The sequence below is a fragment of the Synechococcus sp. A15-127 genome (assembly GCF_014280215.1).
Lineage (GTDB): Bacteria > Cyanobacteriota > Cyanobacteriia > PCC-6307 > Cyanobiaceae > Parasynechococcus.
The window spans coordinates 322476-343318 of the sequence record NZ_CP047948.1; the positions used below are offsets into that span (position 1 = coordinate 322476).

At 62.7% G+C, this 20843-nt stretch carries 20 protein-coding genes; 5 read left to right on the plus strand and 15 right to left on the minus strand.

The features are described from left to right. Window positions 1-6 precede the first annotated feature (6 nt). The 3 genes from SynA15127_RS01660 to psbA form a co-directional block, all read right to left on the minus strand. On the minus strand, window positions 7-666 hold the full coding sequence (locus SynA15127_RS01660) for a TylF/MycF/NovP-related O-methyltransferase (protein WP_186484759.1): 660 nt from the start codon (window positions 664-666) through the stop codon (window positions 7-9). Further along, on the minus strand, window positions 663-1631 hold the full coding sequence (locus tag SynA15127_RS01665) for a hypothetical protein (RefSeq protein ID WP_186484760.1): 969 nt from the start codon (window positions 1629-1631) through the stop codon (window positions 663-665). The genes SynA15127_RS01660 and SynA15127_RS01665 overlap by 4 nt, the downstream gene beginning before the upstream one ends. A gap of 143 nt (window positions 1632-1774) precedes the next feature. Beyond that, window positions 1775-2854, minus strand: a complete 1080-nt coding sequence (psbA, locus tag SynA15127_RS01670; protein WP_186484761.1) for a photosystem II q(b) protein — start codon at window positions 2852-2854, stop codon at window positions 1775-1777. A gap of 183 nt (window positions 2855-3037) precedes the next feature. Between psbA and SynA15127_RS01675 the strand changes: the two genes are divergently transcribed. Then, window positions 3038-4615, plus strand: a complete 1578-nt coding sequence (locus SynA15127_RS01675; protein WP_186484762.1) for a photosystem II high light acclimation radical SAM protein — start codon at window positions 3038-3040, stop codon at window positions 4613-4615. Here the strand turns inward: SynA15127_RS01675 and SynA15127_RS01680 are convergent. From SynA15127_RS01680 to SynA15127_RS01690, 3 genes are all read right to left on the minus strand, one after another. Continuing rightward, window positions 4555-5358, minus strand: coding sequence for a CPBP family intramembrane glutamic endopeptidase (locus SynA15127_RS01680; protein ID WP_255475539.1), 804 nt, complete (start codon window positions 5356-5358; stop codon window positions 4555-4557). The two genes, SynA15127_RS01675 and SynA15127_RS01680, sit on opposite strands and share 61 nt — an antisense overlap. 77 nt (window positions 5359-5435) lie before the next feature. After that, the gene (gene clpS / locus SynA15127_RS01685; RefSeq protein WP_043694731.1) at window positions 5436-5750 is read right to left on the minus strand and encodes an ATP-dependent Clp protease adapter ClpS; all 315 of its coding nucleotides are present in this window, start codon (window positions 5748-5750) and stop codon (window positions 5436-5438) included. Window positions 5751-5802: 52 nt separating this feature from the next. Beyond that, the gene (locus SynA15127_RS01690) at window positions 5803-7029 is read right to left on the minus strand and encodes an LL-diaminopimelate aminotransferase (RefSeq protein WP_186484763.1); all 1227 of its coding nucleotides are present in this window, start codon (window positions 7027-7029) and stop codon (window positions 5803-5805) included. A gap of 53 nt (window positions 7030-7082) precedes the next feature. Between SynA15127_RS01690 and SynA15127_RS01695 the strand changes: the two genes are divergently transcribed. The 3 genes from SynA15127_RS01695 (at window position 7083) to SynA15127_RS01705 (ending at window position 12584) form a co-directional block, all read left to right on the plus strand. Beyond that, window positions 7083-9752, plus strand: coding sequence for a TIGR03960 family B12-binding radical SAM protein (locus SynA15127_RS01695; protein ID WP_186484764.1), 2670 nt, complete (start codon window positions 7083-7085; stop codon window positions 9750-9752). Between the two features lie 258 nt (window positions 9753-10010). Next, a complete protein-coding gene (locus tag SynA15127_RS01700; protein WP_186484765.1) occupies window positions 10011-11975 on the plus strand; it encodes an Rne/Rng family ribonuclease in 1965 nt (654 codons plus the stop codon). Then, entirely contained in the window at window positions 11976-12584 is a 609-nt protein-coding gene (locus SynA15127_RS01705; protein ID WP_186484766.1) for a ribonuclease HII, read from the plus strand. It abuts the gene before it with no gap. On the opposite strand, the gene SynA15127_RS01710 is transcribed toward SynA15127_RS01705, so the two are convergent. Next, window positions 12528-13127: a DUF1997 domain-containing protein gene (locus SynA15127_RS01710; protein ID WP_186484767.1), complete on the minus strand. Its 600-nt coding sequence runs from the start codon at window positions 13125-13127 to the stop codon at window positions 12528-12530. The two genes, SynA15127_RS01705 and SynA15127_RS01710, sit on opposite strands and share 57 nt — an antisense overlap. A gap of 30 nt (window positions 13128-13157) precedes the next feature. Between SynA15127_RS01710 and pheA the strand changes: the two genes are divergently transcribed. Further along, window positions 13158-14024, plus strand: coding sequence for a prephenate dehydratase (gene pheA / locus SynA15127_RS01715; protein ID WP_186484768.1), 867 nt, complete (start codon window positions 13158-13160; stop codon window positions 14022-14024). Here pheA and SynA15127_RS01720 read toward each other — a convergent pair. The 8 genes from SynA15127_RS01720 to SynA15127_RS01755 all read right to left on the minus strand — a co-directional run bounded on the left by SynA15127_RS01720 (window position 13990) and on the right by SynA15127_RS01755 (window position 20827). Then, entirely contained in the window at window positions 13990-14919 is a 930-nt protein-coding gene (locus SynA15127_RS01720; RefSeq protein WP_186484769.1) for a methyltransferase domain-containing protein, read from the minus strand. The genes pheA and SynA15127_RS01720 overlap by 35 nt on opposite strands. After that, entirely contained in the window at window positions 14919-15587 is a 669-nt protein-coding gene (locus tag SynA15127_RS01725) for an LON peptidase substrate-binding domain-containing protein (protein ID WP_186484770.1), read from the minus strand. Before SynA15127_RS01725 ends, SynA15127_RS01720 begins: the two co-directional genes overlap by 1 nt. Window positions 15588-15644: 57 nt before the next feature. Further along, on the minus strand, window positions 15645-15965 hold the full coding sequence (gene rpsJ / locus SynA15127_RS01730; protein WP_006042265.1) for a 30S ribosomal protein S10: 321 nt from the start codon (window positions 15963-15965) through the stop codon (window positions 15645-15647). Between the two features lie 146 nt (window positions 15966-16111). Continuing rightward, window positions 16112-17311 (minus strand): elongation factor Tu, encoded by a 1200-nt coding sequence (tuf, locus tag SynA15127_RS01735; RefSeq protein ID WP_186484771.1) that lies wholly within the window; start codon window positions 17309-17311, stop codon window positions 16112-16114. A 43-nt stretch (window positions 17312-17354) separates the two neighbouring features. Continuing rightward, on the minus strand, window positions 17355-19430 hold the full coding sequence (gene fusA, locus SynA15127_RS01740; RefSeq protein ID WP_186484772.1) for an elongation factor G: 2076 nt from the start codon (window positions 19428-19430) through the stop codon (window positions 17355-17357). Between the two features lie 91 nt (window positions 19431-19521). Further along, the gene (gene rpsG, locus SynA15127_RS01745; RefSeq protein ID WP_043694760.1) at window positions 19522-19992 is read right to left on the minus strand and encodes a 30S ribosomal protein S7; all 471 of its coding nucleotides are present in this window, start codon (window positions 19990-19992) and stop codon (window positions 19522-19524) included. A 54-nt stretch (window positions 19993-20046) separates the two neighbouring features. Continuing rightward, complete coding sequence (gene rpsL, locus SynA15127_RS01750) at window positions 20047-20421, minus strand: 30S ribosomal protein S12 (RefSeq protein ID WP_186484773.1); 375 nt, start codon at window positions 20419-20421, stop codon at window positions 20047-20049. 79 nt (window positions 20422-20500) lie between these two features. Continuing rightward, the gene (locus SynA15127_RS01755; RefSeq protein WP_186484774.1) at window positions 20501-20827 is read right to left on the minus strand and encodes an AIR synthase; all 327 of its coding nucleotides are present in this window, start codon (window positions 20825-20827) and stop codon (window positions 20501-20503) included. Between the last annotated feature and the right edge of the window lie 16 nt (window positions 20828-20843).

Sequence of the window (20843 nt, forward strand, 5' to 3'; positions counted from 1 at the left end):
TGCGCGTCATGCAAAGCGTTCGGCAACCAGAAAGGATGCTCCGGTGAGACCGAAGGTCCGATACGGGTGGAACTGGAATGCGTCGTTGATCTGCGAGAACTGATCCAGTGCTGACTGATCCCCTGAACGATGAAATCGTGACCAGGCGAAATGGTTCTCAAAGGCAATCAGCATCCCCTGCTTCAGGCGGGGTGCAAGGCACTGCAGAACGGAGCTGACGCTGCTGTGCAGCGGGCAGTTGACGTAGGCGAAGGAGATGTTGTGCGGCAGCCTCTCCGGTGCCAGATGGGGCAGCTGTTCCCACGTCGCTCGCACCACCGTGCGCGCGCCTGCAGGAATGCCGGCCCGGCGGCAGAGACGCCTGAACTGCTCCTCACTGGTTTGGCGTTCACCTTCGATCCAGCGTGGGTGCAGATCGCGGAAGCCCTGTGGAGCCGGAATGCCGCTGAAGCTGTCGATGGCCCAGAGATGCCGGTGCATGCCCAGATCACGGCTGAAGCGATGGGCCAGTCGGAAGGTCTGTGCTCTGTCACAGCCGAATTCCACGTAATCACCGTCGATCCCGTTGAACTCCAGCAGATGCATCGCATCCTGAAGAAACGACCGTCGTGACGCCTCGTGCCGTCGGCGGCAGTTCTGCCTCTCCAGCCAGCGCCGCAGCCTCATCGGATCTCTGAATCGATCATCGCGAGCAACTGTGCCCGGCCAGCGAGCAGGGCCTCCCGCCAGGTCCCCTGTTCCCGGCGGATCAATCGGCAGTGGGGGTAGAAGGGCGTGGTGGTGGCGACATAGGGCCAGGTGGTCACGATGCCGTTGTCCAGCACCACCACACTGGGGATGCCCAGGGCGCCTGCCATATGTGCTGTGGTGTTGCTGATGGTGAGGACCCCGCGGACTCCGGCGACCTGAGCGGCGAATTGATCCAGGTGTTTCTTCTGGTTGACCCGACGTCCCCTCTTAATCGGCCGGCCCGCCTGGGCGCTGAGCTGTTGGAATTTTGCGTCCTGCTCGCGGTACTGCAGGGACTGGATCCGGCCTGGGACGTCGGACAGCGCGTGGGCCCAGTCGTCGATGGAGGGGAGGGATTTGCCGATGGCTCTGGAGTACCAGGCAATGCCGATGCCCCGTGCTGGTTCTTCGGCGTCCGGAGGGACCAGCGGCAGAAAGGACTTTCTGATCGCCTCTTCATCGGTGCCGTACCAGTAGGCGAGTCTCTCCTGAGCAGCCATGTGGCTGAAGCTTGCTGGATCCAGTGGCTGCGTTCTGTCCACGAACTCCACGGTCGGGAAGCTTCTCTGCAGCAGAGGGATCAGCCGCGCCTCCACGCGCGCGGTGACCTGTCGAACGTCGCGGGCGGCATGGGCCACGAACCGGATGATGCGCAGCTCGTCTCCAAGATCTCTTGTGCGCTCCAGGATCAGCAGTCGACGGCAGGGGTGCTGCGGCCCCTGCCAGATCGGCAGAGTCAGCTCCGTCTGCCCTTCCGTGCAGGCAGCCAGTGATTTCCACGCTTCCCGGTAGCAGCTGCCGCGTTCGAAGCGGTTGCCCACGTAGCGAAGACAGTTCCAGTCCTTCTCCCAGATTCCCCGGCGCATGCGATCCGCGATGCGACTGGCAGCCCGATAGTCCATCCCACCTGTTTGATGCAGAGACAATCGCACGACGGGGACCCGTTGCTGTCACAACAAAAAGCCCCCACCTTGCGGTGAGGGCTTTCCGATTCAGTTGATCTGAATCGTTTTGGCTGTTCCAGAAGGAACAGGTTGATTCCAGATCAACCGATGGCAGGTGCTTGCAGAGCCACAGGAGTGGACTCAGCAGCAGCCAGGTCGAGGGGGAAGTTGTGAGCATTGCGCTCGTGCATCACTTCCATGCCGAGGCCGGCACGGTTCAACACGTCGGCCCAGGTGTTCAGGACGCGGCCCTGACCATCAAGGATGGACTGGTTGAAGTTGAAGCCGTTCAGGTTGAAGGCCATGGTTGACACGCCCAGGGCGGTGAACCAGATGCCGACAACAGGCCAGGCAGCCAGGAAGAAGTGAAGGCTACGGCTGTTGTTGAAGGAGGCGTATTGGAAGATCAGGCGACCGAAGTAACCGTGGGCAGCCACGATGTTGTAGGTCTCTTCTTCTTGGCCAAACTTATAGCCGTAGTTCTGGGACTCGCTCTCGGTGGTTTCACGCACCAGGGAGGAGGTCACCAGGGAGCCGTGCATGGCGGAGAACAAGCTGCCGCCGAAGACACCTGCGACGCCCAACATGTGGAAGGGGTGCATCAGGATGTTGTGCTCGGCCTGGAACACCAACATGTAGTTGAAGGTTCCAGAGATGCCCAGGGGCATTGCGTCAGAGAAAGAACCCTGACCGAAGGGGTAGACCAGGAAGACAGCGGATGCTGCAGCGACAGGTGCGCTGTAGGCAACGCAGATCCAGGGGCGCATACCCAGGCGGTAGGAGAGTTCCCACTCGCGACCCATGTAGGCGAAGATGCCGATGAGGAAGTGGAAAATAACCAGCTGGAAGGGGCCGCCGTTGTACAGCCACTCATCGAGGGAAGCAGCTTCCCAGATGGGATAGAAGTGCAGGCCGATGGCGTTTGAAGAAGGAACAACAGCACCGGAGATGATGTTGTTGCCGTAGATCAGGGAGCCAGCGACAGGCTCGCGGATGCCATCGATGTCGACCGGAGGTGCGGCGACGAAGGCGATGACGAAACAGATGGTGGCAGCCAGCAGGGTGGGGATCATCAGCACACCGAACCAACCGACATACAGACGGTTGTTGGTCGAGGTGACCCACTCGCAGAAGGACTGCCAACTAGAAGCGCCGGAGCGCTGCTGGATGGTGGTGGTCATGAGAACGGAAAGAAGTGCCCCCGAAGGGACGGTTTAAGGAAGGGCAGGGATGCCCTGCCTCCATCCAATGTAACAGAAGTTTGCGGTGTGTATCGCCGGCTTTATGAAGTTGATGTGAAGTCAGCTTGAGCCCCGCCGGCGGATGCGCTTGTTAGCGTCCCGGAACGCCTTGCAGCATCAGCGTTGTCCCCACAACAGGAACGGGTGCTGCTTGTGCGGCTGCCCTGCAATCCAATCTTCCCGATCGGGCCGATCTACCTCGCGGACCATCTCCACAAGTGTTTCCCGGAGATGCCGCAGCGGATTCTCGATCTCGCTGCCCTTCCGGTGCTGGATGTGCGGCGGGTGCTGCTCCAGACGATCGATCAGTTCCGCCCATCGCTGCTGGTGTTCTCCTGGCGGGACATTCAGATCTATGCCCCGGTGGATGGCCGCGGAGGCAATCCGCTGCAGAACTCATTCGAGGTCTTCTATGCCCGCAACCCGCTGAAGCGTCTGCACGGTGCTCTCGGTGGCCTGCGGCTGATGACCAGTCATTACGGCGAACTGCACCGCAACCAGAGCCTGGTGAGTCAGGGTCTCAAGCGCGCCCGTCGCCATCAGCCGTCAGCCCGTGCGGTTCTGGGTGGAGGTGCGGTCAGCGTCTTCTACGAACAGCTCGGACGGTCTCTGCCGAAGGGAACGATCGTGTCTGTTGGGGAAGGGGAGCCGCTTCTGGAAAAGCTGCTTCTGGGTCAGTCCCTTGAGTCGGAACGCTGCTTTGTGGTGGGCGATCCACCCCGCCCCGGGCTGATCCATGAACAGCCGGAGAGTCGTCCGAAAACGGCCTGCGATTACGACTACATCGCCTCGATCTGGCCTCAGCTCACCTGGTACCTCGAAGGCGGAGATTTCTACGTCGGCGTGCAGACCAAGCGGGGATGCCCCCACAACTGCTGTTACTGCGTTTACACCGTTGTGGAAGGAAAGCAGGTGCGACTCAACCCCGTGGAGGAGGTGGTCAAGGAAATGCGCCAGCTCTACGACCGGGGTGTGCGCGGTTTCTGGTTCACCGATGCCCAGTTCATCCCGGCACGCCGCTACATCGAGGACGCCAAGGAGCTGCTGCGGGCGATCAAGGCCGAGGGGCTCACAGGCATCCGCTGGGCCGCTTACATCCGTGCCGACAACCTGGATCCCGAGCTGGCACAGCTGATGGTGGAGACCGGCATGAGTTATTTCGAGATCGGCATCACCTCAGGCTCTCAGGAGCTCGTGCGCAAGATGCGCATGGGCTACAACCTGCGCATCGTTCTGGAGAGCTGCCGGATGCTGGCCGATGCCGGTTTCCGGGACCACGTCTCGGTGAATTACTCCTTCAACGTGATCGACGAACGACCCGAGACCATCCGCCAGACCGTGGCGTATCACCGTGAACTTGAGGCGATCTTCGGGGCAGACCGGGTTGAGCCGGCCATCTTCTTCATCGGCCTGCAGCCCCACACACACCTGGAGCAGTACGGCTTCGAGCAGGGTCTGATCAAGCCTGGCTACAACCCGATGAGCATGATGCCCTGGACGGCTCGGAAGCTTCTCTGGAATCCGGAGCCGATGGGCAGCACCTTCGGGCGTGTGTGCCTGGAGGCCTTTGATCGCAATCCAGGCGATTTCGGCCGCACCGTGATGAACCTGCTGGAACGCGATTACGGAGTTGCACCGCTTCAGGACTCCCTGCGGGCTCCTGTGTCAGGTCGCGCTGCTTTGGCGACAGCCGTCACTTGACGGTTCAGCACCACAGTCAGGCTTGCTGCCGCCACAAGACCGCCAAGGGGATTCGGGTTCAGGCCGCCAGGACCGACCAGCCAGGCAGGAGCATCCGGTGACAGCTGCAGCAGGCTGCTCTGCAGCAGGAACCATCCCCCCACAAGTCCCCCGTGCAGGCCGATGGATCCCCACAGCGATCCCCCATCCAGCTGCCGTTGCACCGCCAACACCAGACCGAGAACAAACAGTCCGCTCAGCAGTCCGAGCATCGGCCAGACACCGAGGTTGAAGCGGGTATGCACCAGGCTGAAGCATGCGGCCTGAGCCAGCACGCCGCCGGTCGAGCCAAACAGCTGATTCAGTTCCTCCCAGAGCCAGGCCCGGAAGATCAGCTCCTCCGCCAGTCCCACACCGATCGCGAGCAGCAGGGCATTTAGACAGCGCCCTAGCGACCATTCCCCAAGCCAGTGTCCCCAGCTGCCCGCCAGCACCGGGATCACCACCAGCAGCAGCAGGCCCCCGGCCACGCCGGTGCCGCGCAGCCAGGCGACCAGCGGAGCCGGTCGTCCGCCCTGCCCACCCCCGCTGAGGCCCAAAGCCCGCCAGCCATTGCGAGCGCCCCAGCGCAGTCGGCTCCAGCGGGGAAGCAGGAGCATGAACAGCAGGAAGCTGATCAGGGTTCCGATCAGGGCCAGATGTTCCGGCGTCAGCCCGAACGGTTCCAACGGCCGAACGGCGACCCATCCCAGGCCGTAGAGCACGGGGATCAGCAGAAGGGTGGGAAGTCCTTTCGGTTTGAGCTGAATCAGGGAATCCAGCAGCGTCAGAGGGATGCGGCTCAGCTTTCCGGTTCGATCGTGCTGGTGAGCCCCTTGGCCTTGAGGGTTTCGCAGTAGAACTCCGCCGGCTCCAGATCACAGACGATCACAAGACCGACGCCAGTGTTGTGGGCTTCCATCATCACCGCCATGGCGTCCTGTTCGCTCAACTGGGGCACCACCTGCTGCAGGGTGGTGACCACGTATTCCATGGTGTTCACGGGATCGTTGTGAAGCAGCACCTTGTAGCGGGGGGATTGCTTGCGCACCCGCTCGGGAGCTTTCTCCATCACCGCAGCGCCGCCGGGGCTGCGGCTGGGGGTCTCCACCGCCATGGCCTGATAACTCGGCAGATTCAAACCTAAAGGAATCCGAAACACAGCGCTGTCAAAGAGCCTTGATGCGTGCCATGGCCTCATCCACGTTGGCGCGGCTGTTGAAGGCAGACAGGCGGAAGTAGCCCTCACCCGCTGCTCCGAAGCCACTGCCAGGGGTGCCCACCACATTCGCCTTGTTGAGCAGATGATCGAAGAAGCCCCAGGAGTCCATGCCCTCCGGGGTCTTGATCCACACGTAGGGCGCATGCTCCCCGCCGTAGATGGTGAGCCCTGCGCTGCTGAGCTCATGCCGGATGATCGCTGCGTTCTCCATGTAGAAGCTCACCAGCGCCTTGACTTCTGCCTGACCGGCTTCGGAGTACACGGCTTCTGCGCCGCGCTGGATGATGTAGCTGACGCCGTTGAACTTGGTGCTCTGTCGGCGGTTCCACAGGCCCCAGAGCTCCACGTCCTCACCGTTAGCGGCCTTGCCCTTCAGACCTTTGGGCACCACGGTGAAGGCACAGCGGGTTCCCGTGAATCCGGCGTTCTTGGAGAACGAGCGGAATTCGATGGCGCAGTCGCGCGCACCCTCGATCTCAAAGATGGAGTGCGGCAGGGCCGGATCCTGGATGAAGGCCTCATAGGCCGCATCGAACAGGATCAGGGCCCCGTTGCTGCGGGCGTAGTCGACCCAGGCCTTCAGCTGCTCCCGGGTGGCCACCGCTCCGGTTGGATTGTTTGGGAAGCACAGATAGATCAGATCCACCGGTTCGCTGGGAATCTGAGCGGCGAAGCCGTTGTCGGCGCTGATCGGCAGGTAGGTGAGCCCGGCGTAGCGGCCCTCATCCCCGGCATTACCGGTGCGACCTGCCATCACGTTGGTGTCCACATACACCGGGTAGACCGGATCGGTCACGGCGATGCGGTTGCCCTCCCCGAGGATGTCGAGGATGTTGCTGCTGTCGCATTTGGAGCCGTCGGAGACAAAGATCTCGTCGGCACTGATCTCGCAACCGCGGGCCTGGAAATCGTGCTTGGCAATGGCCTCCCGCAGCCAGCCGTATCCCTGTTCAGGGCCGTAGCCGTGGAAGCCTTCGGCGGTTCCCATGGCATCGATGGCTGACTTCATCGCTTCGCGACAAGCCAGGGGCAACGGCTCGGTCACATCGCCGATGCCGAGGCGGATCAGGGCGGCATCAGGATTGGCGGCACTGAAGGCCTTCACGCGACGACCGATCTCGGGAAACAGGTAGCCCGCCTTGAGCTTGAGGTAATTGCCGTTGACCTGCACCACGGAACCTGAGGAGCTTCTGTCGGGGCATCTTGCCTTGCCAGCAGCTCCATACGATGCATTCAGGAGTGAGGACATCCGCCGTGGTTGTGTCTGCCTTGGATCACCCGGTTGATTTCCATGCGCTGGTGGACAGCGGCATCAACAAGCCGGCCCGGTACATGGGTCACGAGCTGGGGGTGGAACCACGGGACTGGTCGTCCGCCTCCGTGCGGTGGGCTCTCACGTATCCCGAGATCTACGAGGTGGGCTCCAGCAACCTCGGTCACATCATTCTCTATTCGATCCTCAATGCTGTTCCCGGGCAGCTGTGTGATCGGGCCTATCTCCCTGCCGGGGATCTGGCGAGTCGGCTGCGGGAGCGACAGCAGGTGTTGTTCGCGGTCGAGAGCCGACGCCCGCTGCCGGCCTTCGACATCCTCGGTTTCAGCCTCAGTTATGAACTCGGCGCCACCAACATCCTCGAGATGCTGGATCTCTGCCGGTTGCCGATCCGAGCGGAGGATCGCGGCGATCTGCCGCTCAGCGATCCGGCCGCGCCACCGCTGATCTTTGCCGGCGGTCCCACGGCCACCAGCAACCCTGAGCCCTACGCCGCGTTCTTCGATTTCATCGCTCTCGGTGATGGTGAGGAGCTGCTGCCGGAGATCGGGCTGGTGGTGGCCCAGGCCAAGGCGGATGGGTCGCGACGTTCCCAGCTGCTGCGGGATCTGGCACAGGTGCCTGGGGTCTACGTCCCGGCGCTTTATGCCCCCGGAGCTGATGGCGTCACCCTCGAACCACTGCATCCGGAATTGCCACCGCGCGTTCTGCGCCGCGTGGCCACACCGATGCCCCATTACGCCATGGGTCTGGTGCCCCATGTGGAGACGGTGCATGACCGGCTCACGGTGGAGATCCGCCGCGGCTGCACCCGCGGCTGCCGGTTCTGCCAGCCCGGGATGCTCACCCGACCGGCCAGGGATGTGGAGCCCGAGGCGGTGATCGAGGCCGTGGAGACCGGAATGAAGCAGACGGGTTACAGCGATTTCTCGCTGCTGTCGCTGAGCTGCAGCGATTACCTGGCCCTGCCGGCCGTGGGCGTGGAGCTGCGCAACCGTCTGGCGGATCAGAACGTGACGCTGCAGCTCCCCAGCCAACGGGTGGATCGGTTTGATCAGGACATCGCCCACATCCTCGGAGGCACGCGGCAGGCCGGCCTCACCTTCGCTCCGGAAGCAGGCACCCAGCGGCTGCGCGACATCGTCAACAAGGGACTGACGGATGACGACCTGCTCAACGGCATCCGTACCGCCATGGAGAACGGTTACCGCAAGGTGAAGCTCTACTTCATGATTGGTCTGCCGGGGGAGACCGACGCCGATGTGCTCGGCATCGCCGAGACCTGCGTGATGTTGCAGCAGCGCTGCCGTGATCTGGGTCGGCTGAAACTCAACATCACCATCAGCAACTTCACGCCTAAGCCCCATACCCCGTTTCAGTGGCACAGCGTCTCAACGGCTGAGTTCGAACGTCGTCAGCAGCTGTTGCGAGATGCCTTCCGGCGCCTGCGAGGGCTGAAGGTGAACTACACCGACGTGCGGCTCTCGGCCATGGAGGACTTCGTGGGCCGCAGTGATCGCCGTCTGGGCCCTGTGATTGAAGCCGCCTGGCGGGCTGGGGCCGGGATGGATGCCTGGTTTGAATCGCTTGATCGCACCTACGCGGCCTGGACCGGGGCGATCGCCGAGGCAGGTCTGGAAGGCCGGTACCGCCAGATGGAAGTGGGCGGCTGGACCGCGGTGGCGGCACTGGACCGGGACGACCTCGACAGCTTCTGCCGACAGCCGCTTCCCTGGGATCACATCGACACCGGCATTGACAAGACTTGGCTGGCGGAGGATCTCAAGCGAGCCCTGGCTGCGGCGGTGGTCCCCGACTGCTCGTTCGAGGGCTGCAGCAGCTGCGGCGTCTGCGGTCCGGATCTGGGCCACAACGTGGTCGTTCCTCCACCGCAGGTGCCCACGCAGGTTCCCAGCAAGGCACCACCGAGTGCACGGGTCTGCCGGCTCCGCATCCGTTTCGCCAAGACCGGTTCCATGGCCCTGCTCAGTCATCTGGACCTGGTGCGGATGCTGGAGCGTGCCCTGCGCCGCAGCGGCCTTCCGATCAGCTTCACCGGCGGTTTTCATCCTTTGCCACGCCTTCAGATGGCTCTGGCGCTTCCTCTCGGGGCGGAAGCCCATGGCGAATGGATGGATATGGAGTTCAGCGAACCTCTGGACTCCGGGACCTTCCAACAGACCTTGCAGCCTCTTGTTCCCCAGGAGATCCGGTTGCTGCAGGTCAGCGACGTGCCGGTCAGTGGTCCCAGCCTGTCCCAGCAGATCCGGGCGGCGGTGTGGAGTTTTGATCTCCTGAGGTCCGCCCTCCCCCATGACCATGAGGCCCCGTTGGATTGGTCATCGGGCCTGACGGCTCTGATCGCTTCCGAGCAGTTGATCTGGCATGACACCGACAAGAAGGGCCGGCCGCGCCAGAGGGACTGCCGGCCAGCACTCAGGAGCCTGAAGCCGCTCGGCGAGCCAGGCGGTGAACGCATTCGCCTGCGCCTCGAAGCGGAGGTGGATCCGATGGGCCGCAGTCTCCGCCCGGCACAGATCCAGCATTGGCTGTCGGAGCAGCTGGGGGTGGCGCTGGAGCTGCGAGCGCTCTGCCGGGATGAGCTGCAGCTGGTGCAGTGCTAGTTTGCTGCAAGGACGACCAAATGCATTTTCTGCATTTCGTTGCTCCCGGTCTTTTTTGATCCATTCAGGACACAAGACCCCAATGCTCTAGCGGCGGTCTGAATGCTCTGACCGGAACCGCGAGCCTGGAAACAGAGGAGTTCCGACTCCGCACTATTTCTGCCGATCCGGCGTTTTTCCTTTCATCACCCGATGCAGATCGTCTGATGACGACTGATCGGTTCCGAGGTCCATCAAGGGCTCCTACTCCGTTTGTTTATGCCCCAGCAAATTGTCATCGCGGAGCAGCTGCGTATCGCAGCGGTGCTGTCCGATGAGCGCGTCGATGAGCTGATTGTTGCCCAGGGCCGTTATCAAATAGGCGATGTTTATCTCGGCACTGTTGAAAATGTTCTCCCGGGAATTGATGCGGCTTTCGTCAACATTGGAGAGAGTGAGAAAAACGGCTTCATCCATGTCACCGATCTGGGGCCACTGCGCCTGAAGAAGGGGGCTGCCGGCATCACCGAACTACTGGAACCGCGCCAGAAGGTGCTCGTTCAGGTGATGAAGGAGCCGACAGGAACGAAGGGGCCCAGGCTCACAGGCAACCTTGCCCTGCCGGGCCGGTATCTGGTGCTGCAACCCCACGGCCAGGGCGTCAACATCTCCAGGCGGATCAGCGCGGAGACGGAGCGCAACCGGCTGCGGGCACTCGGTGTGCTGATCAAGCCGCCTGGAGCGGGTCTTCTGATCAGGACCGAGGCGGAGGGCATCAGTGATGAGCTGCTCATCGACGATCTCGAGGCCTTGCTGCGCCAGTGGGAGGCGATTCAGCAGGCCGCTGAGACCGCCAGCCCTCCTGTGCTGCTCAACCGGGATGAGGATTTCATCCACCGGATCCTGCGGGACCACATGGGCCCGGATCTTGCCCGGGTCGTCGTGGATGATCCCGCTGCGGTCGAGAGGGTGACGGGATTTCTCGGTGCTGAGGGCAGCACCGTTCTGGTGGAGGCTCACAGTGAGCCAGACGAGCTGCTGGAGCACTACAAAGTCAACGCCGCCATCCGGGATGCCCTGAAGCCAAGGGTTGATTTGCCATCGGGGGGATACGTGATCATCGAGCCCACCGAGGCCCTGACGGTGATCGATGTCAATTCCGGCTCGTTCACCCGTTCTGCGAACGCCCGCGAAACGGTGCTGTGGACCAACTGCGAGGCGGCCATTGAGATCGCCCGTCAGCTGAAGCTGCGCAACATCGGCGGCGTGATCATCATCGATTTCATCGATATGGATTCGCGGCGCGATCAGCTGCAGATGCTCGAGCACTTCACGGGGGCGGTTCGTGATGATGCGGCTCGGCCGCAGATTGCTCAGCTCTCTGAACTGGGACTGGTGGAGCTCACCCGCAAGCGCCAAGGCCAGAACATCTATGAACTCTTCGGCCGTGCCTGCCCAAGCTGCGGCGGCCTCGGTCATGTGGCTGTGCTGCCGGGCAAGGATCTGCTGCAGCCGCTGGCCACCGCGAGCGGTCTGGTGCGGTCCGCCGCCTCCGCCCGCGCAGAGGTGCTTTCCCCAGCCGAGGGAGGCAACGGCCGTCGACGCCGGGGTGGCCGTGGACGCAGTGGGCCGGACACGACACCAGTGGTTGCAGCTGCGGGAGCGGAGACCGTGGTCAGCGATGAGAACGGTGTTGACGATTCCCAGGAGGACACGCAGAACACAGCGGCCACCCGTCGCCCCGAGCCCGAGCTGGTGGCAGTGCCGATGACGGCGGAGCAGCAGGAGGTTTACGGCTGGCTGGGGCTCAATCCGGCGCTGCTGCTGGAGACTCCGCCGGAGTCGGACAACGTTCTGGTGCGGGTGGTGAGCCCGGGAGAGGATCCTGAAGCGGTGCTCGAGGAAGCGCGTCAGCAGCTGGCCGCCAGCTCAGGTCGCCGGCGACGGCGCGGACGGGGAGGCCGCGGGTCCGGCCGCAATGGTCAGTCGGCTCCGGTGGCTGTGAGTGAACAGGAGTCGTCCGTCCCGGACAGGGTTTCGTCTGAAGCCGAGCCGGAAACGGCGCCGCTGATGGTGGAGATCACCCCCCTGGAGATCACCCCGCAGGTGCTGCCTGAGCAGGAGTTGCCCTCCGTTGAGCCGGAGATCGCTGCCATCGCGGTTGCAGAAGAGGAGAAACCGGAGGAGGAGCTGGAGGAACCCCGCCGCCGACGGCGGCGCTCGTCAGCGACGGCATCCAGCTGAGTGGTCGATGCCGGCGATGACCCGATTCCTTCGGGATCGGCGATCGCCGGCATCGATGAAGTCGGTCGTGGCTGTCTGTTCGGCCCAGTCTTTGCGGCCGCCGTGGTGCTCGATGGGGAGGCCGCTGACGCCCTGCAGGCCGCTGGCCTGACGGACAGCAAGAAACTCACGCCGCGGCGCCGTGCCGCCCTTGTTCCCAGGATCGAAGAGCGCAGCGTGGCCTGGGCTCTCGGTCAGGCCTCGGCGCGTGAGATCGATGGAATGGGCATCCGTGGGGCCACGGAGCTGGCCATGCTGAGGGCCCTGCAGCGGCTTCCCTCTCGCCCTGAGCTTGTGCTGGTGGATGGCACCCTGCCTCTGCGCTTATGGACCGGACCTCAGCGCACTCTGGTGCGAGGGGACAGCCGATCAGCGGTGATCGCGGCCGCCAGTGTGATCGCCAAGGAAGCCAGGGATGCCTTGATCCGACGGTTGGCGGTTCGTTTCAGGGGGTATGGCCTGGAGAAGCATGTCGGGTACGGCACGGCTCTGCACCGTGAGGCTCTGCTGGCGTCAGGGCCCACCGCTCTGCATCGCCGCAGTTTCCTGACGCGCCTGCTGAAGAGCTGAGTTGCCCGCATCGGTCTCCCGGCACCAGCGGCGGAAATCAGCCATCAGCTGCTGGCCCACCCGGGCCTTGATGCCCACCAGGATGCCTTTGAGAAGTGATTCCCCGGTCGTCTCCAGCGCACGGCGGGGCACCAGCCTGAGCAGCGGCGGCTGACTGACACTCACCGACAGCCTGGCGTCGCCGCAGAGGCCCCGGGGTGTCGCTTTGAGGATGGCTTCGAGGGTGAGCTGAAAGTCATCCACCAGACCCAGCCCTTCCAGTTCGCAGTCAACGGCGCGCATCTGCAGGCAGGAGGGATCGGCCTCGATCTGCAGGCAGACGATCGGTTTCACCTGCAGCTGGAATACCTGGAGGCTCGTGACCACGTAGCGATAACGACCGGGGCTGAGCCTGGTGAGTTGATGGGCATCCAGCAGTGCAGCAAGCAGGCGTTCCTCCTGCTGCAGGTAATTCGGCAGCCGTTCGGCATGACGCTTGACAGGGAGATCAAGCTGCTGACTGGCTTTGAAGGCCAGAGGCATGAACATCACCTGACGCGGCATGATCCTATCGAGTCCCAGCCTTTTGCCCCGATGCCGACACGCATCGCATTCCTTGGCCCGACGGGGACCTACGGCGAGCAGGCAGCCCAGTCGCTGATCGCCCTGGAACAGCTGCCGCAGCCTGAGCTTGTTCCCTGCGTCGGTCTGCGGGCGGTGGTGGAGCAGCTGGCCTCCGGAGGCTGCGATGCTGCGGTGGTGCCGGTGGAGAACTCGGTGGAGGGTGGGGTCACCGCCACCCTGGATGCGCTCTGGTCACACCGGGACCTATGCATCCGACGGGCGCTGGTTCTTCCGATCCGTCATTCGCTGCTCAGCAGCGGTTCTCTGGACAGCATCACCGAAGTGCTGTCGCATCCGCAGGCTCTGGCGCAGTGCTCCGGATGGCTGGCCCGCCAGCTGCCGCAGGCGTTGCAGCTACCGACATCCTCAACCGCAGAGGCTGCACGCATGGTCTGCGGCAGTCGTTTCCGGGCCGCGATCGCTTCCCGCAAGGCAGGAGAGGAGCACGGCCTGAAGGAGCTTGCTCATCCGGTCAACGACGTAGCGGGCAATCGCACCCGTTTCCTGCTGCTTCAACGGGGGGAGCGCCGCTGCTCCGGTGACGTGGCCAGTCTGGCCTTCTCGCTGCGGCGCAATGCCCCCGGAGCCCTGCTGGAGGCGCTGGCCAGCTTGGCCCGTCAGAACCTGAACATGAGCCGGATCGAGTCCCGACCGTCCAAGCGTGAACTCGGTGAATACGTGTTTTTCGTGGATGTGGAGCTTCCCGTCGACAGCCAAGTGCTACTGGAGGCCCTTGTTGCCGAGCTGACACCGCTCTGCGACCACCTGGCGAACCTGGGGGCCTATCCCAGCAGCGAGCAGATCAACGACGCAGACGGAACACTCCGAACTGCATGAGTCCGGTGGCGAAGGCCCATCGCATCAGCAGCAGAGTGGGGGTTTCACGCAATCCCTGAAGCACGGCTCCCGGGCCGAGACCGAGCACGGCTCCAGGTCGGCGCAATCCTTCGGCGATGGAGTCGATCCATGAGGGGAGGGTGGCGGCGGTCCAGTCCCCGGTGACGACGTCACCGCGTCGATGGCAGCTGGCTTCCAGGTTGCCGCTGAAACCCTTGATGCTGGCGAATTCAGGATGGGCCCACTGGTGAAGCAGCTGGCGCATCACCCAGCGTTCAGAGCGGTTCATGGCGCCGTCGGAGGGGTCCCGTCGATTCCAGTCAGCCACGGCGAGCGTGCCACCGGGACGCAGCACCCGGAGCAGTTCATCGGCGTAGCGCTGCTTGTCCGGCATGTGGGGACCGGCCTCCACACTCCAGACGGCATCGAAACCCTGGTCGGCACACTGAAGATCCAAAGCATCCATCACAGCGAAGCGACAGCTGAGCCCCTCGGCTGTGAGCTCCGTGGCCCGTCGCACCTGGGCAGGGCTGATGCTGATGCCAAGAACGTCAAAACCGTAATCACGGGCCAGGATCCTTGCGCTGCCGCCGATGCCGCAGCCCACATCGATCAGCTTGGAGCCAGGCGGGAGTTGGTCCAGCCCGCTCCAGCGCACCAGCTCATGGACGAACGCTTCTTTGGCGGCGCGGAAATCGCTGGATTGCGGAGGATCTCCGTAATGACCCAGATGGACATGCTCTCCCCAGAGCCGTTCCAGCAGTCGGTCATCGGTCCAGGCGTCGTAGGCCGCTGCGACACTGTCTGATGATTCGTAGCGGCGATCCCGGCGCAGCCAGAGCAGCAGTGCAGCACCACCAGCTGCGGCGGCAATCAGCAGAAATTGGCTCAGCATCAGGCGTCTGTGCTGTCGGTGTCGCTGTCCGACAGGGTGTCTTTCAGAACGGTCCGTGCCGCCAGCTGCCGGCGGGTGTGATCGAGCATTTCAAACTGACGCTTGAGGCGTTCGTGGGTGTCGGTGAGCTCCAGCAGGGCCTGCTGTTCACCGGCCGCATGGGGGTCCAGATGGGCACCGATCCAGAAGGAGAGCTCACGGGGGAGATCGGGCAGATCGTCGGGCAGGGTCACCTCCTGCCCCTGCAGCTTGCCGGAGAGGGTGATCACGTCGTTAAGGGCGTGGTTGACCGAGTCGCTCAGTTCGTTGAGGCCGCTGTGGTCCTCCACCTGCTCGTCTTCCATCCAGGTGACCATTGCGCTGCGGAACGGGGTTTCGCGGGTGATGTTCAGAACGCGGAACCGCTGCTGGCCGAGCGTGACGATGTAGCTGCGACCGTCGTCGGTGGTCTGGTGCTGGAGCACTTCGGCGCAGCAGCCGACCTCAGCCATCTCACGGGTTTCGGGATCGATGCGGACCACGCCGAAACGCTTGTCGGACTCGAGCACCGACTGCAGCAGCATGCGGTACCGGGATTCGAAGATGTGGAGCGGCAGCAGCTGCTGCGGGAACAGAACGACGTCCGGCAGGGGGAACAGGGGCAGCTCCCTGACGGCGTAATCAGACACGAACGTCGTCCAGAACAGTGTGTAAATCGTAGGAAGTGATGTCTGTCTCCGTCGGGATCAGAGCTTCACTTCGATGTCCACACCGCTGGGCAGATCAAGCTTCATCAGCGCATCGATCGTCTTGGCTGAAGGGCTGTAGATGTCGATGATGCGACGGTGGGTGCGGGTCTCGAAGTGCTCGCGGGAATCCTTGTCCACATGGGGTGAACGCAGCACGCAGTAGATCTTGCGTTTCGTGGGAAGAGGAATCGGGCCGATCGCTGTCGCAGCGGTGTTGTCGGCCGTCTCAATGATTTTGTCGCAGGAGAGATCCAGCATGCGGCGGTCAAACGCCTTCAGGCGAATGCGGATCTTCTGCTGAGCGATGGCAGTGGACATAGGAAGCGCAGACGGTGTCCCCTAGGGGAAGGAGAGGGTGAATTGTCGAGGTTCTGAAGGTGCTGGAGCCATAGCCGTCAGCACTCTTGGAGTTTAAGAGATGGGGGATCCGGAGATCCCCCATCTCAGTCATCGGTTGATGACGATCACTCGATGATCTTGGACACCACGCCAGCACCGATGGTGCGGCCGCCTTCACGGATGGCGAAGCGCATGCCGGTTTCCATGGCGACGGGGCAGATCAGCTCACCGGTCATCTGGATGTTGTCACCGGGCATCACCATTTCCACGTTGCTGCCGTCTTCCGCGGTGAACGCGGTGATCTGGCCGGTCACGTCCGTTGTCCGGATGTAGAACTGCGGGCGATAGCCAGCGAAGAAAGGCGTGTGGCGACCGCCCTCTTCCTTCTTCAGCACATACACCTGACCTTCGAACTTGGTGTGAGGGGTGATGGAGCCAGGCTTGACCAGCACCATGCCGCGCTCGATGTCTTCCTTCTGGATGCCGCGCAGCAGCAGGCCGACGTTGTCGCCAGCCATGCCCTCGTCGAGCAGCTTGCGGAACATCTCCACACCGGTGACGGTTGTTTTGCGGGGATCGCGGATGCCGACGATTTCGACTTCTTCGCCGACCTTGACCATGCCGCGCTCGATACGGCCGGTCGCCACGGTTCCACGACCGGTGATGGAGAACACATCCTCCACAGCCATCAGGAAGGGCTTGTCAACCTCGCGCTCGGGCTCGGGGATGTTGGAGTCAACAGCCTCCATCAGTTCTTCGATCTTGGCTTCCCACTCAGCCTCGCCCTCGATGGCCTTCAGGCCGGAGACCTGAACCACAGGGATGTCGTCGCCGGGGAAGTCGTAGCTGGAGAGAAGCTCGCGGATCTCCATTTCGACCAGTTCGATGATCTCTTCGTCATCGACCATGTCGCACTTGTTCAGTGCAACCACCAGAGCGGGAACGCCCACCTGCTTGGCCAGCAGGATGTGCTCCTTGGTCTGCGCCATGGGGCCGTCGGTGGCGGCGCACACAAGAATGGCGCCGTCCATCTGGGCAGCACCGGTGATCATGTTCTTCACGTAGTCCGCGTGACCGGGGCAGTCCACGTGGGCGTAGTGACGGCTATCTGTCTCGTATTCGACGTGAGCGGTGTTGATGGTGATACCGCGCTCACGCTCCTCAGGAGCACCGTCGATGTCGGCGTAATTCTGAACCTGAGCCTGGCCTTTCTTGGCGAGCACGTTGGTGATCGCAGCGGTCAGGGTTGTTTTGCCGTGGTCAACGTGGCCAATGGTGCCGATGTTGACGTGAGGCTTGTTCCTTTCAAACTTCTCGCGTGCCATTTTTTGTGAAGAATCGAGGGGGTGAATTAAGGGGGGTTAGAGATCAGGAATTGCCCTGATTCTTGGAGATGATGGCCTCGGCCACGTTGCGAGGAACATCCTCGTAGTGGCTGAATTCCATAGAGAAAATACCCCGACCCTGGGTCATGGATCGGAGTTCGGTGGCGTAGCCGAACATCTCGGCCAGGGGCACCTTGGCCGAGACTTTTGACGTGCCATCGTCAATCGCCTGACCTTCAACCTGACCCCGACGGGAGGACAGGTCGCCGATGACCGAGCCGAGGAAATCCTCGGGAACCTCGACCTCGACCTTCATCATCGGTTCAAGAAGCACAGGATTGCACTTCTTGACGGCATCTTTGAAGGCCATGGAGCCGGCGATCTTGAACGCCATCTCCGAGGAGTCGACGTCGTGATAAGAGCCGTCGACCATCTTGACCTTCACGTCGATCAGCGGGTAACCGGCGATAACGCCGGATTCGCAGGTCTCCTTCATGCCCATCTCAGCAGGCTTGATGTATTCCTTGGGAACAACACCACCAACAATCTTGTTGATGAATTCGAAACCGGATTCCGGCTCGCCGGGTTCCATTTCGATCACCACATGACCGTATTGGCCTTTACCACCGGTCTGGCGGGAGAACTTGCCTTCGCCACCGGCTGAACCGCGGATGGTCTCCCGATAGGACACCTGCGGAGCGCCGATGTTGGCTTCCACCTTGAACTCGCGCAGCATGCGATCCACCAGGATTTCCAGGTGGAGTTCACCCATGCCGGCGATCACGGTCTGACCGGTTTCCTGATCTGTGTTGACACGGAAGGTCGGGTCTTCCTCAGCCAGTGCAACCAGGGCTTTGGAGAGCTTCTCCATGTCGCCCTTGGTCTTGGGCTCAACGGCCACAGAGATCACCGGTTCGGGAACGAACAGGGTCTCGAGGACGATCGGGTCTTCAACGGAACAGAGGGTGTCGCCGGTCGTGGTCGCCTTCAGGCCGAGCACTGCGCCGAGGTCACCGGCGCGCAGTTCGTCAACTTCCTCGCGGTCGTCGGCCTTCAGCACCACGAGGCGAGAGATGCGTTCCTTGGAATCCTTCGTGGAGTTCAGCACGTAGCTGCCCTTGGACAGGATGCCGGAATACATCCGAACGAAGGTGAGCTTGCCGTAGGGATCGGCCATGACCTTGAAGGCCAGCGCACTGAAGGGCGCGCTGTCGTCGGAGGGGCGAACCGCCTCGCTGCCGTTGGGCAGCAGACCCTGGATGGGGGGAACGTCGATAGGAGCGGGTAGGTAGTCGACCACTGCGTCGAGAACCAGCTGGACACCCTTGTTCTTGAAGGCGGAGCCGCAGAGCACGGGCACCAGACCGTGCTTCAGCACGCCCTGACGGATGCCACTCTTCAATTCTTCATTGCTGAGTTCGCCGGTTTCCAGGAACTTCTCGATCAGGCTCTCATCGGTTTCCGCGACCGTTTCCATGAGGACGTTGCGCCACTCGGCGACCTGATCCTTCATGTCGTCGGGAACATCGGTGACTTCGATGTCCTGACCCAGGTCGTCCTTATAGATGTGGGCCTTGTTCTCCACCAGGTCGATGATGCCGCTCAGCTCCCCTTCAGCACCGATCGGCAGTTGGATCGGTGCAGCATTGGCTTTCAGACGGTCCTTGATCTGACTGTGAACCTTCAGGAAGTCCGCTCCGGTGCGGTCCATCTTGTTGACGAACACCATGCGGGGCACGGAGTAGCGATCCGCTTGTCTCCAGACCGTCTCGGACTGAGGCTGAACGCCGCCGACCGCACAGAACACAGCGATCACACCATCGAGAACGCGCATGGAGCGCTCCACCTCGATGGTGAAGTCGACGTGCCCAGGCGTGTCGATGATGTTGATTCGGTGGTCCTGCCAACTGGTGGAGATGGCTGCTGCCGTGATGGTGATGCCACGCTCACGCTCCTGGGCCATCCAGTCGGTTACGGCGGCGCCATCGTGTACTTCGCCGATTTTGTGCACCACTCCTGAATAAAACAGGATCCGTTCAGTCGTGGTGGTCTTACCAGCGTCAATGTGTGCTGCAATACCAATATTTCTGACGCGTTCCAGGGGAAAAGCGCGGGCCACAGGAAAATCTCCGGGGGTGAGGCGTGAAAAGGCGGGGTGACTCTACAGGCAAGCCCATGAACAAGTGTGTTGATGGGCTGGCTGGTCAGCCTCAGTAGCGGTAGTGGGCGAAAGCCTTGTTGGCTTCTGCCATCTTGTGGGTCTCTTCGCGCTTGCGAACGGCGCTGCCGGCTTCGTTGGCGGCATCCATCAGTTCGCCGGCGAGTTTCTGAGCCATGCTGCGGCCGTTGCGGGAGCGGGAGAAGCTCACCAGCCAGCGCAGGGCCATGGCGGTGCCGCGTTCCTGACGGACTTCCATCGGCACCTGGTAGGTGGCACCACCCACCCGGCGGGCCCGCACCTCGACCAGCGGAGTGGCGTTCTTGACCGCGGTCTCGAACAGTTCGAGGGGATCACCACCGGTGCGCTCGTTGATCAGGCCGAATGCGTCCGAGAGGATCCGCTGGGCCGTGGACTTCTTCCCGTGCTGCATCAACCGGGCCACCATCATCGAGGCCAGTCGGCTGTTGAACTGCGGGTCCGGAAGGATCGGGCGTTTTTCAGCGGCGTTGCGGCGGGACATGAAAGCTCAGGACGTTTGTGTGGTGTGACGAGGTGGTGATGGGGTGATCGGAGATCACTCCTTCGGAGCCTTGGCGCCGTACTTGGAGCGTGACTGACGACGGTCCTTCACGCCGGAGGTGTCCAGGGTTCCGCGAATGATGTGATATCTCACACCGGGCAGATCCTTGACACGACCGCCACGGATCAGCACAACGGAGTGCTCCTGAAGGTTGTGGCCGATGCCCCCGATGTAAGCGGTGACCTCGAATCCGGAGGTGAGCCGTACACGGGCCACCTTGCGCAGAGCCGAATTGGGTTTCTTCGGCGTGGAGGTGTACACCCGGGTGCACACGCCCCGGCGTTCGGGACAGGCTTTCAGGGCCGGGGACTTGGTCTTGGCCTTGAGGCGCTGGCGCTCCGTGCGGATCAGCTGTTGGATGGTTGGCATCGAGGGTCGGCGAGCGGTCGGACGCTCCGACCTGATTCGACAATCCAACACGATACCGGTTGACCGGCCCCTTCTATCCCTAACGACTGAATGCGCTGCCGCAGGCGCAGGGTTGGATGGCATCGCCACCGCGGATCAGAAAGCCTCCACCGCTGAGGTCGCCCCGGTAGTCGAGGATCAGCCCCTGCAGCAGGCTCAGCTGCTCACGCGGGGCATGCAGGGTGACGCCATCGGCACGGGCGATGGCCACACCGGCGAGATGGCCGGGACGGATGCGGATCACATGCTCGGCACACTCACCGGGCGTGAGATCCAGATGCATCTGGCCGGGAGTGCCGGCCACGGACGCCTGGCGGCCCAGTTCCGCTGCTGCCGTCGGGGTCAGGCGCAGGTTGGCGGCAGCCATCGGCGATGGAAATGCG